Origin of the sequence: Acinetobacter sp. NCu2D-2 (genome assembly GCF_001647675.1) — a bacterium.
GTDB lineage: Bacteria > Pseudomonadota > Gammaproteobacteria > Pseudomonadales > Moraxellaceae > Acinetobacter.
In genome coordinates this window covers 2,585,074-2,599,049 of record NZ_CP015594.1, presented here as the reverse complement: position 1 = coordinate 2,599,049, position 13,976 = coordinate 2,585,074, and the positions used below count along the sequence as shown (strand labels likewise).

13 protein-coding genes are annotated in these 13,976 nt (G+C 42.6%); 9 read left to right on the top strand and 4 right to left on the bottom strand.

The genetic code is table 11. The annotated features are described in order from the left end of the window. Positions 1–41 precede the first annotated feature (41 nt). Entirely contained in the window at positions 42–353 is a 312-nt protein-coding gene (locus A3K93_RS12540; protein WP_067731517.1) for an ankyrin repeat domain-containing protein, read from the top strand. A 48-nt stretch (positions 354–401) separates the two neighbouring features. On the opposite strand, the gene A3K93_RS12535 is transcribed toward A3K93_RS12540, so the two are convergent. Beyond that, complete coding sequence (locus A3K93_RS12535; RefSeq protein WP_067731516.1) at positions 402–944, bottom strand: type 1 glutamine amidotransferase domain-containing protein; 543 nt, start codon at positions 942–944, stop codon at positions 402–404. Positions 945–1,844: 900 nt separating this feature from the next. Between A3K93_RS12535 and A3K93_RS12530 the strand changes: the two genes are divergently transcribed. Next, complete coding sequence (locus tag A3K93_RS12530) at positions 1,845–3,326, top strand: sodium-dependent transporter (protein ID WP_067731515.1); 1,482 nt, start codon at positions 1,845–1,847, stop codon at positions 3,324–3,326. 4 nt (positions 3,327–3,330) lie between these two features. Further along, a complete protein-coding gene (locus tag A3K93_RS14760) occupies positions 3,331–3,438 on the top strand; it encodes a methionine/alanine import family NSS transporter small subunit (RefSeq protein WP_081408539.1) in 108 nt (35 codons plus the stop codon). Positions 3,439–3,484: 46 nt separating this feature from the next. Here the strand turns inward: A3K93_RS14760 and rsmB are convergent, their stop codons facing one another. Both rsmB and fmt read right to left on the bottom strand, forming a co-directional pair. After that, complete coding sequence (rsmB, locus tag A3K93_RS12525; RefSeq protein ID WP_067731514.1) at positions 3,485–4,792, bottom strand: 16S rRNA (cytosine(967)-C(5))-methyltransferase RsmB; 1,308 nt, start codon at positions 4,790–4,792, stop codon at positions 3,485–3,487. After that, entirely contained in the window at positions 4,792–5,751 is a 960-nt protein-coding gene (fmt, locus tag A3K93_RS12520; RefSeq protein ID WP_067731513.1) for a methionyl-tRNA formyltransferase, read from the bottom strand. The genes rsmB and fmt overlap by 1 nt, the downstream gene beginning before the upstream one ends. Before the next feature lie 407 nt (positions 5,752–6,158). On the opposite strand from fmt, the gene ilvD (A3K93_RS12515) reads away from it, so the two are divergent. The 6 genes from ilvD (A3K93_RS12515) (at position 6,159) to A3K93_RS12490 (ending at position 12,987) form a co-directional block, all read left to right on the top strand. After that, positions 6,159–7,988 (top strand): dihydroxy-acid dehydratase, encoded by a 1,830-nt coding sequence (gene ilvD / locus A3K93_RS12515; RefSeq protein ID WP_067731512.1) that lies wholly within the window; start codon positions 6,159–6,161, stop codon positions 7,986–7,988. 198 nt (positions 7,989–8,186) lie between these two features. Continuing rightward, a complete protein-coding gene (locus tag A3K93_RS12510) occupies positions 8,187–8,390 on the top strand; it encodes a hypothetical protein (protein WP_067731511.1) in 204 nt (67 codons plus the stop codon). A 293-nt stretch (positions 8,391–8,683) separates the two neighbouring features. Next, positions 8,684–10,369, top strand: a complete 1,686-nt coding sequence (gene ilvD / locus A3K93_RS12505) for a dihydroxy-acid dehydratase (protein ID WP_067731510.1) — start codon at positions 8,684–8,686, stop codon at positions 10,367–10,369. 152 nt (positions 10,370–10,521) lie between these two features. Continuing rightward, positions 10,522–11,808, top strand: coding sequence for a hypothetical protein (locus A3K93_RS12500; RefSeq protein ID WP_067731509.1), 1,287 nt, complete (start codon positions 10,522–10,524; stop codon positions 11,806–11,808). 17 nt (positions 11,809–11,825) lie between these two features. Beyond that, complete coding sequence (locus A3K93_RS12495; protein WP_067731508.1) at positions 11,826–12,113, top strand: chorismate mutase; 288 nt, start codon at positions 11,826–11,828, stop codon at positions 12,111–12,113. A gap of 136 nt (positions 12,114–12,249) precedes the next feature. Beyond that, positions 12,250–12,987, top strand: coding sequence for a sulfite exporter TauE/SafE family protein (locus tag A3K93_RS12490; protein ID WP_067731507.1), 738 nt, complete (start codon positions 12,250–12,252; stop codon positions 12,985–12,987). Here the strand turns inward: A3K93_RS12490 and A3K93_RS12485 are convergent. Next, the gene (locus tag A3K93_RS12485) at positions 12,984–13,889 is read right to left on the bottom strand and encodes a LysR family transcriptional regulator (RefSeq protein WP_067731506.1); all 906 of its coding nucleotides are present in this window, start codon (positions 13,887–13,889) and stop codon (positions 12,984–12,986) included. The two genes, A3K93_RS12490 and A3K93_RS12485, sit on opposite strands and share 4 nt — an antisense overlap. Between the last annotated feature and the right edge of the window lie 87 nt (positions 13,890–13,976).

The window sequence follows — 13,976 nt, the reverse complement described above, 5'->3', positions numbered from 1 at the left end:
AAGAACCAATATCCTCCCTATAAAACTCAATGAGATTAAATATGCAATTCAATTCCATCTCCCCAATCCCGGAAGATGATGAAGAACTTCATCTTCCTGAACTCGTCTACTGGTCATCCATTGGTGACGTTGCCCAAGTTGAAAAAGCATTAGCCAATGGCAATGACGTCAACCAAACCGATGATGAAGGCTATAGCGCACTTCAAGCTGCCGCTGAAAATGGCTATTTAGATGTCGTAAAACTCCTTGTAGCAAAAGGCGCAAATGTTGCCTACAAAGGCGAATATACTGCACTGCAACTGGCTGAAATGGCAGAAGAAGACGAAATTGTGGCGTATCTAAAAAGTCTATAATTTCAAAACAGAAAAACCCCAGAATGGGGTTTTTTATTACCTAAAATATTAGGCTTCCAGCTCTTTTAAAATTGCATGATTAAAAGCAGGAATATCGTTTGGATTACGTGAGGTAATTAATATCCATCCACCTGTATTACAACGATGCACTTCTTCATCGACCCACTTGCCACCTGCATTTTCCAGATCTAAACGAATACTTTCATAGGAGGTTAGATTCTTATCACGGATGCGCTCAGCATTAATTAATGTCCAAGGCGCATGACAAATGGCTGCAATTGGTTTTTGATGATCTGTGAAAGACTGAATAATCTTTTGTGCATCCTCATTGATCCGTAAGGTATCAGCATTAACCGTACCGCCCGGAATCACCAATAAATCGTATTCATCTGCATTAATATTAGAAAGGGTCGTATCTGGGGTATAACTGCTTGATGGTTTTTTATCACTTTCCATTGTTTCAACATCTTCATTCTTTTCAGCAGCATGAATCACTTCAATTCCTTTTGATTTTAGGAACTCTAAAGGTTTAATTAATTCATCACGCTCGACACCCGCATTCGAGGTTATAAATAACACTTTTTTGACCATGATCAGCATTCTCAAAAAATTGAATTGACCCACAGCTTAACAATGCAGCTTTTGAGTGAATGTTCATTTTTTGCAGGGGAACTGTAAGTCTTGAAAAGAAATGTATAGATGTGAAAAAGCCCCGACATCCTGTCGAGGCTTTTTCGTATTTCGTGTTCTAGGTATAACTCCTGTCGTACCTCACGTCCTGGTGCAATCTATTTTTTTTGTTTTTATGTCCTAGGAGCTTCCTGCTCTCTATGTCTATAAATTAAGATAATTCTGACTTGTCGAATAGACGCTGTTGACTGTAATTGATGTACGCTTTGGCGTACAAAACTGTTGCCATTTTCAACATAACTTTTTTACGGCGAGGGGAGAGCTTTATCCCGATATACAAATTAAATCCGTTCCCACATATGACAGTTGTATCTTAGTAGAATCGCATACATAAATGCTGACGGAGTTATCCGATAATAGCCTTGGTCATTTTGCACATATTTAAAAATATAAAATAGGCAACTATGTCGTGAAACGGTCTTAGCTCATCTGTTGCGTATAGATTTTAAGCAGATTTAATCAGCAAGTTTTGACTGACTTACTCAACAAAAATAGTGAGAAGTTGGTTTATTAAGTTTTTTAGCATGAAAAGCGTTCAATAGTCGTAAAAATGCCAATTTTGAAAGATAAATTACACAAAAAGTTTCTAAAACTTAGTATTGTTGAAGCATATACAGGAATTTCCTGACCTCGAACTTTAAGCAAGTTTTCGGCAAGGTTGTTCTGTTTGCACATTAGATGCTCGAGCTCAAAAGGCACAGCCCTAATTCAAACACCCAAAATTATTTAATTGCTTCTTTTTTTGCTCGCGACATAACCAAAATAAGCAGCACATAAAGATGCCTAAAGTTTAGGTGTTCTATGACAGAAATTCGTGAAAACTGGTCAGCACGATCAGGATTTATTATTGCAGCGATTGGCTCTGCGGTTGGCTTGGGTAATATCTGGCGCTTTCCCTATGTCGCTTATGAAAACGGTGGCGGTGCGTTCCTTATTCCTTATTTAGTTGCAATTTTTGCAGCGGGTTTACCATTACTTTTTTTAGATTATGCAGTCGGACATAAGTTCCGTAATGCACCACCTGCAGCCTATAAAAAACTCATGAATGCTGAGTCTTTGGGCTGGTGGCAAGTGATGGTAACGCTCATTATCGGCATCTATTACGCCAGCGTATTGTCATGGGCTGGCAGCTATATGTTCTATTCCTTTGGTCAACAATGGGGTGCGGACACACAAGCCTTTTTCTTCAATAGTTACTTGCAAAATGGCGAAGGCTTAGCATTTGGTTTTGTTCCAACGCTGTTTATTGGTTTGGTTGTGGTTTGGGCTGCGGTGATGCTGATTTTATACGGTGGCGTACGTCGTGGTGTTGAACTTGCTAATAAAATCTTTATGCCACTTTTGGTGATCTTGTTCTCGATTTTGGTGATTCAAGCGGTGCGTTTGCCGGGTGCAGCACAAGGCTTAAATGCATTCTTTACCCCGAACTGGGAAGCCATGGCGAACTATAAAGTCTGGCTTGCTGCCTTTGGTCATATTTTCTTCTCGTTATCTGTAGGTTTCGGGATTATGTTGACCTATGCATCGTACTTAAAGAAAAAAACCAATTTGACGGGTTCAGGTGTTGTGGTTGCTTTGGCGAACTCATCATTTGAAATTTTAGCCGGTATTGGTGTATTTGCTGCGCTTGGCTTTATGGCGTATAGCTCAGGTGCAAAAGTGGAAGACGTGGTATCAGGCGGTATTGGCTTAGCCTTTATTGCATTCCCGAAAATTATCTCAAGCTTAGGCGCGGGTGGTGATTTATTTGGATTCTTATTCTTTGCATCATTAACCGTTGCAGGGATCACGTCTATGGTGAGTATCTTGCAAGTACCTATTGCTGCGTTTGAAGATAAACTCGGCTGGTCACACAAGAAAGCGGTAACAATCGTGGCTGGTAGTTCGGCTGTAGTATCGACTATTCTATTCTCGTCACATAGCGCAATTACCTTTGTTGATATTATCGATTACTTTGCCAATAACGTTGGTATTGTGGGCGGTGGCTTGTTGTCTATCATCTTGGTGTCTTGGTTCCGTCGTCCATTGATGGAACAATTGAAAGCCCATGTGAATCAGTACTCGAGTTTGAAATTGGGCAGTAGCTGGAATTTCCTATTAACCATAGTGACACCACTATCTTTGTTGGTGGCGTTACTTTTAACTGTTAAGTCAATTATGGCGGAAGGTTATGGTGGTTATTCTGCGGATATTCTTTGGATTGTTGGTGGTTCTACACTCGCATTCTTTGTTATTGGTTCGGTGTTGTTTAGCCTAATCAAAGACCATCACGGTAAGGAGTAATAACATGAATACTTCAGCAATTATGATGATGTTATTGTCAATTATCTTACTTTGGGGTGGATTGGTTGTTGCCATGGTGCATTTGGCAAAACATCCCGATGAAGAAGAATAAAACAGAGTCAAAAAAAGCAGCCTAGGCTGCTTTTTTTATGGATGGCTTAAGCGATTTTTTGAATACGACAATAGAAGAAACCATCGCCATGACCGACTTTAGGTAGAAGTTGGCGACCGTGGATTTGTTCAATGCCCCAATCCGCTTCAATTTTAATTTCTTTGGCATCAGCATGATGGGCAAAGAAGTCCATCATTTGCTGCTCATTTTCAGCTTTTAAAATCGAGCAAGTGATATAAAGCAGCGTTCCACCGACTTTAAGTTGCTTCCACATGTTTTCCAAAATTTGCTTTTGCAATGCAACAGTTTTGGCAATGTCACCTGATTGGCGCAGCAGGCGAATATCAGGATGACGACGCATCACCCCAATGGCAGTACATGGTGCATCAAGCACGATGCAATCTGCTTGCTCTGGCGCAGTCCACGTCACGGCATCTGCTGCAATCACTTCGACATGTTTACCATCGAGTAATAAACGGTCTAAGTTTTCATGCACGCGTTTTAAACGTTTTTCATCTTGGTCAATCGCAATGAGTTTTTTAGGCTCAAACGTTTCCAAAATGTGCGCCGTTTTACCCCCTGGGGCAGCGCAGGCATCAATCACGAATTTGCCATCTAAATTAGGCAATAATGTGGCACAAAGCTGCGCATGTTCATCTTGGACTGAGAAACCACCTGCTTCAAAACCTGGCAGACTTGGTACATGCAGACTTTCATCCATCACGATACCGACTTTAGAAATCTCACAGCGATGTGCATCAATGCCTTCATCTTCCAAGATATCTAAGTATTCATCACGGCTGACTTGGCGGGTATTCACACGCAAAGTTAAAGGTGCGACTTGCTTTAGCTCATAGCTAAGTTCGGCAAATTGTTCACCCCAATCTTTCCTCAAGCGTTTAGACAGCCAGCTAGGTAAATTTGTCGCTTGCTCAAGCACATCGTAGAACTGTTCAGTTTCACGTGTCGCACGACGTAAAATCGCGTTCACCACACCACTTAAACTTTCCATACCAAGTTGCTTCGTTGCTTCTACTGTTTCAGAAATCGCAGCATGCGCAGCGACACGCGTACAAAGCAATTGGTATAAACCAAGGTATAAACATGTTTCGACCACTTGGTTGTCGAGTGGTTTAGCCAATAAAGGCAATGTGAGTTGCTTTAAGGCATACCATTGGCGTAAACAACCTAAAACCAATTCATGGAATAAAGCACGGTCTTTGTCTGACACAATGTTCATTTGCTGCGCGAGGACAGATTGCAGCGATTGACCATTTTGGACAGCCAATAACGTCTTCACCACCTGAGCACGTAAACTTAGATCTCGGGTAGAGGCGTTGGGAGAATGCTTCATTATAAAATTTGTCCAATAGTCAGTTTTTGGGTTTGGTTAATCTGTACAGGGGTTAAAGGTTTTGCACCTGGCCATTGCAGTGAGGTCAAAATGATCACTGAATCATTGCCGCATGCCACATGAACACCTTGCTTATCGATGGCAAGAATTTGACCAGGTTGAGCACCTTGTGCATTTTCATTCGATAATTTTGAATTCCATACACGCAGGTTATTCGTTTCATCAAGCTGAATAAATGCCACAGGCCATGGGTTAAATGCACGAATATTACGGTCAATTTGAACAGCGTCAATCGACCAATCAATTTTAGCTTCAGCCTTAGAGAGTTTATGTGCATAAACCGTAAGTGCTTCGTCCTGCACTTCCCGGGCAGCTAAATACTGTTGTAATTTTTCTTCAGATTCCAGTACCGCTACAATTGCTTCAGCACCTTGAGCAGCCAGTTTATCATGCAGGCTGGCTGAGGTATCTTCTGCAGTAATTGGACATAAGGTTTTATACATCATGTCACCAGTATCCAGCCCGGCAGCCATTTTCATGATGGTCACGCCAGTTTCGTGATCACCTGTTGCAATTGCACGTTGGATCGGCGCAGCACCACGCCAGCGTGGCAGCAGTGAACCATGAATATTCAGGCAACCATATTTAGGCGTATCCAGAACCACTTGCGGCAAAATCAGACCATAGGCAGCTACAACCATCACATCGGCATTCAACGCTTTTAACTCAGCCTGAGCAGCAAGACCTTCTTCAGTTGAAGACTTAAAATGAAGTGGCTGATATACCGGAATGTCATGTTCAAGCGCCAGCTGTTTCACAGCAGAAGCGGTAAGTTTCTGACCACGGCCGGCTTTACGATCCGGCTGAGTATAGACCGCCACAATTTCATGATCGGTTTTGAGAAGCGCAGCCAATGCAGTTGCTGCAAATTCTGGTGTGCCTGCAAATATGATTTTCACACATGAAATTCCAAATAAACTTGGCAGCTATTATAAGCTAAAAGCCAAATGGCCGCCTAATCTACAATGCACTTAACTGTTACAGCGATTATAGATTCCTACTTTTAATTAAATTTTATATAAAAAAAACTCATGCAAATTCTAAAAATTATTCATGAAAGTTTTGTATTGTCCGATCCATGATGGCGGTATAGTAGCTTTATTAAGAGATTTTTATTGTCAGCTCACCGAGACCTCTCTATAGACATTTTTGTCTGCATCTACAACGAATAGGTCATCTTGTAAAACAATGGCTTGTAGTATGATAGGTCTAACATTCGACTGATTTAAGCTCATTGTCAGTATGATCTAGCCAGAGTGAACCTTTTTTGGTTCATTCCAAGCTCAAACTTTGTTGGAAATATAAAATGCCTGACTATCGTTCAAAAACATCGACACACGGAAGAAACATGGCGGGTGCGCGTGGCTTATGGCGCGCAACTGGGATGAAGGATGAAGACTTCGGTAAACCGATTATTGCAGTGGTGAACTCATTCACCCAGTTTGTACCGGGTCATGTTCACCTTAAAGATCTAGGTCAGCTCGTGGCACGTCAGATTGAACAGGCAGGCGGTGTAGCAAAAGAATTCAATACCATTGCTGTAGATGACGGCATCGCGATGGGTCATGACGGTATGCTGTATTCACTGCCTTCACGTGACCTAATTGCTGACTCGGTAGAATATATGGTCAGCGCACACTGTGCCGATGCGATGGTCTGTATCTCGAACTGTGACAAGATCACTCCGGGGATGTTAATGGCAGCAATGCGCCTGAACATTCCAGTGGTATTCGTGTCTGGCGGTCCGATGGAAGCCGGTAAAGTGAAAATCCGTGGTAATGATAAAGCCATCGACTTGATCGATGCCATGATCGTCGCTGCAGATGATAACTATACTGATGAAGAAGTGGCTGAATACGAACGTTCTGCATGTCCAACCTGTGGTTCATGTTCAGGCATGTTCACTGCGAACTCAATGAACTGCTTGACTGAAGCATTGGGTCTATCGCTTCCAGGTAACGGTTCAACTTTGGCAACTCATGCGAACCGTAAAAAACTGTTCGAACGTGCAGGTTCTCTCATTGTTGAACTGGCAAAACGCCATTATGAACAAGACGATTACAGCGTATTACCACGTTCAATGGTGACTAAAGCTTCGTATGAAAATGCCATGACTTTGGACATCGCAATGGGTGGTTCAACCAATACCGTTCTACACTTATTAGCTGCTGCAAACGAAGCGGGTGTGGACTTCACCATGGATGACATCGATCGTCTATCTCGTAAAGTACCAGTGCTTTGTAAGGTCGCTCCTGCGAAGAATGATGTACATATGGAAGACGTGCACCGTGCCGGCGGGATCATGTCGATCCTCGGTGAACTAGATCGTGCAGGCCTGTTAGATACCTCTGTTGGTACGGTTCACGAAGCAACATTAAAAGATGCTTTAGATAAATGGGACATCATCCGTACTGAAGATGAAGACGTATATCAATTCTTTAAATCAGCACCAGGTGGCGTACCAACCCAGACTGCATTCTCACAAGACCGTTACTACTCACGTTTGGATGGCGACCGTGAAAATGGTGTGATCCGTAATGCAGAACATGCATTCTCTAAAGACGGTGGTCTGGCTGTACTTTATGGCAACATCGCGCTAGATGGTTGTATCGTAAAAACGGCCGGTGTAGATGAATCAATCCTGAAATTCAATGGGACTGCACGTGTATTTGAAAGCCAGGATTCTGCGGTAGACGCGATTCTGGGTGGCAAAATCACAGCAGGTGATGTGGTTGTGATTCGTTACGAAGGCCCACGTGGTGGCCCTGGTATGCAGGAAATGCTGTACCCAACCAGCTACCTGAAATCGAAAGGTTTAGGTAAGGAATGTGCACTGTTAACAGACGGCCGCTTCTCTGGCGGTTCATCAGGTCTGTCGATTGGTCACGTTTCTCCAGAAGCGGCTGAAGGCGGTGCGATTGGTCTGGTTGAAGATGGCGATCGTATCGAAATCGATATTCCAAACCGTACCATTCACCTGGCAGTAGATGATGCGACCATGGCCGCTCGTCGTACAGCACAGGATGAAAAAGGCTGGCACCCAGTGGAAGACCGTCCACGTAAGATTTCTAAAGCTTTGAAAGCTTATGCAATGCATACCACAAGTGCTGCAAAAGGTGCGGTACGTGAAATCTAAGCTGTAAATTTTTATAGCGCGAAAAAGCACTCCAGATGGGGTGCTTTTTTATTCCTTAGCGATTTAAACTTAAGTAAAACACCTAAACTTTCAATAAAATCAATGGAGAGAGGGCTTTAGATACTTAAAACCGATAAAGTCTTGAAAAAAGTATGTGTATACTAAAGCGACAGTATCAATGCAAAAGTGATTACACGCATGTCCATGAAATTTATTAGCCGCTTTGTGGCAATTTTAGCGCTCATTATGATTTTAGCTGCACTGAGCATTCAATTTTTCTTTGATCCACATTATACCGTCGTCTTTTGGATCTTAGCTGTTCCTGTGATTTTGGCGGCTCCGATTCTGGCATCTGTGGTGTTGGCTTCCAATGAAGAACTTGGTCTGCATCAGGTGAATTAAGTACGCCTACACTAAAAATTTATAAGTAATTGATTTTAAATAGTGTAAAGATGAATCTAATCAGAAATCATCCCATGACTGATTTACAGTCTCAGTAAAAGGCCCGGCTTGAAAAGACCGGGTCTTTTATTATGTATGGCAACTTCGTACTTCAAATACTCATCTAAGAAAATAAAAAATAACTGAGTCAGATACACAGAGTCTTACTTTTATGTCGAGATTGCTTTCTATACAATCGGATAAAACCTAGCCAATATTTAGGCTTCTCAAAAATTACACTCAGGACGAATAAAATGAGTAAAGACAATATCCGAGAACATTCCGCGCCTGTTTATGAAGGCATTGAAAATGCACCGGCCCGATCCATGATGCGTGCCACCGGTTTTCAGGATGAAGACTTTACTCGTCCTTTTATTGGGATCGCTTCGACCTGGGCCAATGTCACTCCCTGCAACATGCATATTGATGGTCTGGCGCGTACAGTCGAGCAGGGCGTTAATGCTGCCGGTGGTAAGGGGATTATCTTCAATACCATCACTATTTCCGACGGGATCTCCAACGGGACTGAAGGGATGAAATACTCCTTGCTGTCGCGTGAAATTATTGCCGATTCGATTGAAGCGGTGGTCGGTTGTCAGGCCTATGATGGCGTGATTGCGATTGGGGGCTGTGACAAAAATATGCCGGGCTGCATCATGGGCTTGGCACGTTTAAACCGTCCAGGTCTGTTTATTTATGGTGGCACCATCAAGCCGGGTGAAGGGCATACCGACATGATTTCGGTATTTGAAGCGGTGGGTCAGCATGCCAAAGGCGAAATTAATGCGATTCAGGTGAAACATATTGAAGAAGTGTCTTTGCCAGGGCCGGGTTCTTGTGGGGGGATGTATACCGCGAATTCTATGGCCTCTGCGATTGAAGCTCTGGGAATGAGCCTGCCGGGTTCCTCTGCACAGGAAGCGGTGTCTGAAGACAAGCAGATTGACTGTGCCCGTGCTGGTGAAGCAGTGATGAATCTGCTCCGTCTGGATATCAAGCCACGTGACATCATGACCAAAGCGGCTTTTGAAAATTCAATTAAAGTATTAATTGCATTAGGTGGATCAACCAATGGTGTACTGCATCTGTTAGCCATGGCGCATACGGCGGGTGTGGAGCTGAGTCTGGATGACTTTGTACGAATTGGAAAAGAGATTCCTGTTGTGGCCGATGTCCGCCCATCCGGTAAATATCTAATGTCAGAACTGATTGCTATTGGTGGGATCCAGCCATTGATGAAACGCATGCTGGATGCCGGTATGCTAGATGGTTCCTGCCTGACTGTGACTGGAAAAACACTGGCAGAAAACCTGGCCGATGTAGAAGATTATCCAGAAGGTCAGCAGATTATTTTGCCATTCGACAAGCCAGTGAAAAAAGACTCACATCTGATCATTATGAAAGGCAACCTGTCACCGAATGGGGCAGTCGCCAAAATTACCGGTAAGGAAGGCCTATATTTCAAAGGACCGGCACGGGTGTTTGAAGGTGAACAGGGCGCGATGCGCGGGATTCTGGATGGCGAAGTTCAGCCAGGTGAAGTGGTCGTGATTCGCGGTGTCGGGCCTAAAGGTGGGCCGGGTATGCCGGAAATGCTGAAACCGACTTCTGCTATTATTGGTAAAGGTCTGGGGGATTCAGTCGCACTGATTACTGATGGCCGTTTCTCAGGTGGAAGTCATGGTTTTGTGATTGGTCATGTCACACCAGAAGCCTATGAGGGTGGTCCGATTGGTCTGGTGCAAAATGGTGATGAAATTTCCATTAATGCGGAAACCCGTGAAATGACCTGGCATATTTCGGATGAAGAGCTCGCTGCACGTCAGGCGACTTGGGTAAAACCAAAACCAAATTATACCCACGGGGCACTGGCGAAATTCGCCAAACTGACTTCTGGGGCGGAGACCGGGGCTGTAACTGACCTAAATCTTGAAATCTAAAGTCTTAGAAAACATTGAACATTTGTTGCTGACTTGATATAAGTTTTGCACAAGACTTATATCAGGTCATAAACATCCTCATAATAGGATGTTGAATAAAACGATCCTGCTGGCAAGGGCTGGCATGACAAAATCTTTTCGAGGCACTTCTCATGTCCCTGCTACGCCGTTGGTTTGATCCAATCCGATCGAGTTGGTTTTACCAGAAACCAGTTCGTCAAACGGTGTTATCTATTGAAGATGGGCTGAGCATCCATTTAAGGCTCGATGATGTGTATAGCTATTTGGCTGTACAGCTTTTACCCCAATTAGAAGAAATATTAAGCCCAGAATTATTACCGCTAAAAGTTGTGATTTCACACCAAAGAGCAGAACCACCCAATCAGATGTCTTTTGATGAATGGCAGCATTATTGTTTAAACGATGCCAAGATTTTATCTAAACAACATCGTTTTAGTTTTCATGAAACACCGGTTGTACCAACGCCAGAATCAATACAACAAGCCGAAACGATTTTGCGACATACACCACTTCGTGGGCAGGACTTTTTATATTTACTCGAAGACGTTTTCCATATGCTGTGGCAACAGCAAACAGGCAAGCTCAAAACCTTATATTCAATGGCGAGCCAACGCCATAAAGCGCAAAATTTCCCTGAGCGAATTTTTGATGACAGTCCTATTTTAGCCAGCTATTTTAAATTTGGTGGTCGTCAATATCATGCTGTGGATGATCTCTTACGGTTAACACGACGCTTAAAACAACAAAAACTGCTGACAGGCAATCCGATTTTTCTCATCAATCATATTGAGTGGCGTGAGCATCTGATTAGTGATGCTGAAGAGCTGAATGAGATCCAAGCACTTGATCCTGAATTGGATTTATATATCGCTTTAGAAGATCCGATTTCATGGCTGTTATTGGCATATATCAAAGAAGAATTAGCGGATTTTTATAATATTCATCTTAATGTTTATCCACTGTCTTATCGTGGACGGGATGGTTTTGATTGGAGTTTGGCGACCCGACTTTCCAAGCGAACGGAAGTTAAATTTACGCCGTTTTGTCGTCCCACTGCGAATTCAATCGAGCCGATGGCAAAATTATTTTATAGCGCGCCAGAAGAGCAACGCATTGATGTAATGTACAAAATTTTGGAAGCGGTCTGGACCAAAGGAAAAGATTTATCTGCAGGTTCACATTTTAGTGCATTGCAGGCAGAGCTTGGCATTGAGCACGTAATTCATGAAGATATTCAAGCCAAATTAAAAGAAAATGATGTACTTTGTGAAATGAAGTCACAGCCGAATTTCCCTGTCCTTGAACTACGCATCGATGGACAAAGTTTTGTATTTAATAGCTTATATCGCGTATGGATGATTGAAAGTATTTTCAGTAATGTGTTAGAAGAAAAGTATAAGAGTGATAATTTAAACTGAAAGTGAACCAAATAAAGATGAATAAATCAAAAGCTGAATCATTACAACATGCTCGCCAACAGATCGATGCCATTGATACAGCCTTAGTTGAGTTGATCGTGGCACGTCAATTTTATGTTGATCAAACCACACGTTTTAAAAAGACTGAAACCGACTTGCAATCACCTGATCGTATGGAACAAGTGGTTGAAAATGTTCGTGCATTGGCACAGCAGCAGGGGATCGATCCTGATTTTGTAGAACATATTTATCGTGAAATGTTTAAACATTTCATTCAACGTGAACTTAAAGAGTTTCGTCCTTAAACTTAAAAATAAAAGTCGTTCAGCATTGTCCTGTCATTGAGCCTCAAGATTTGCTTGAGGCTGGCTACATAATTCCCTGATTTTTCTTTTTGCGACCTTTCTATAGCATGTGCCTAAATGATTTTAGGGCGATGGAATGATTGCATTTGTCATCGGCGTATTTGCGCTAGCTGGGTTAATTAAAGGCACCATTGGTTTAGGTTTACCTGCGGTTTCGATGGGTTTACTCACCATGGTGATTAGTCCCTTTCAAGCAGCCAGTCTGTTAATTATTCCTTCGATGGTGACTAACTTTTGGCAGTTGTTTGCCGAAGGACGTGTACTGAGTTTAATTCGTCGTTTTTGGCCATTATTAGTGGGCATAATTATTGGTTCAGTGTGGAGCATTTTTCCAACATTGGGCCATAGTGAATTTCACAGTGAGGCATTACTTGGAGGCATGTTGGCACTCTATGGTCTCTATGGATTATGTGCCAAGAAGATGCCAAATTTAAGCCGACACGATAGATGGTTAGCACCTATTATCGGCTATTTAGGTGGTGCGCTGACCGTTGCCACAGGTGTTGTGGTAATCCCCGTTGTACCTTATTTGCAAAGTTTACATTTGAAACGCGATGACTTGGTGCAAGCATTGGGTCTGGCATTTACCACATCCACACTGTGTTTAGCATTTTTCTTGCAGCAAAATCCACTTGCTGATCAACCAATAGATTATACCTTGTCTGCAATTGCTTTAATTCCCGCGTTGATCGGGATGGGTTTAGGTAAAAAAATCCGTTATCGTATTCCCGAACAAAAGTTTAGAAAGATCTTTTTCGTGGGTTTAATTGCACTTGGTCTTTATATGATTGCGCATCAAGTTGGCTGGATTTAATTCAAGATCTTTTGTGCATCGCTTGAAAGTAAAAATTGACTGAAATGCTGGTAAGCGGTACTCAGTTCATCAAAGTTTTTTGCTGCCAGCAATAACTTGCGATTTGCCCAATTGCCCATGAGTTGAATGGATTGAAACGCATAGTGCTTTGAGAGACGTTGCGCTGCACGTTTGGGCATAATGGCAATGCCTACACCATTAGCCACGACTTGCGCGATTGCAGCAAAGTTTGGGAGTCGGAGTCGATATTGAATATCGCAATGCAGCAGTTGAGCTTGGGCTTCGATAGATTGCTGCAAGGAATGATATTGCATTAAACCGACAAAAGGAAAATGCAAACAGTCTGCAAGTTGTAATGAGTCTACTTGACTGAGTTCATGTTGAAGTGGACAAATTAATACTAAGGGATCTTCTGAAAAATCCAGCGTTTGTAATTCTTTTGCTTGGAAAAAACTGGAAATTAGCCCGAGTTTCGCTGTGCCAGAACTTAAAGCCTGAATAATGTCATTGCTTTCCGCTTCTTTTAAATTAATTTGAATATTGGGATTGTTGACTAAATATTGAGGCAGCAATAAAGGCAAATATTCGCTCTGTGCCGATGAATTGCACCACAGGGTAATATTGGAATTGAGACCTTCCTGAAAAGGGGTCATGGCATGCTGAAGCTGTTGCCCTTGTTGTAAGATGGCTTGTGCATGTTCTGCAAAAATCTGACCTGCAAAGGTGAGTTTCACTCCGCCCGCATGACGGCTAAACAAACTGACCCGATATTGTTGTTCTAGTTTTTTAATCCGTTCACTGGCAGCTTGTAATGAAATATTGGATTGCGCCGCGCCTTTGGTCAGACTACCTGTATCGACAATATTTAAAAATAGACGTAAATCAAAAAAATCTAAACGCATGTGCGCCAGCCTAGTGAAAGATCAGTTCTATCTTAAACTAAAACGCGTAGGATAAAAAAAGCAGCCCAAAGGCTGCTCTTAAATATC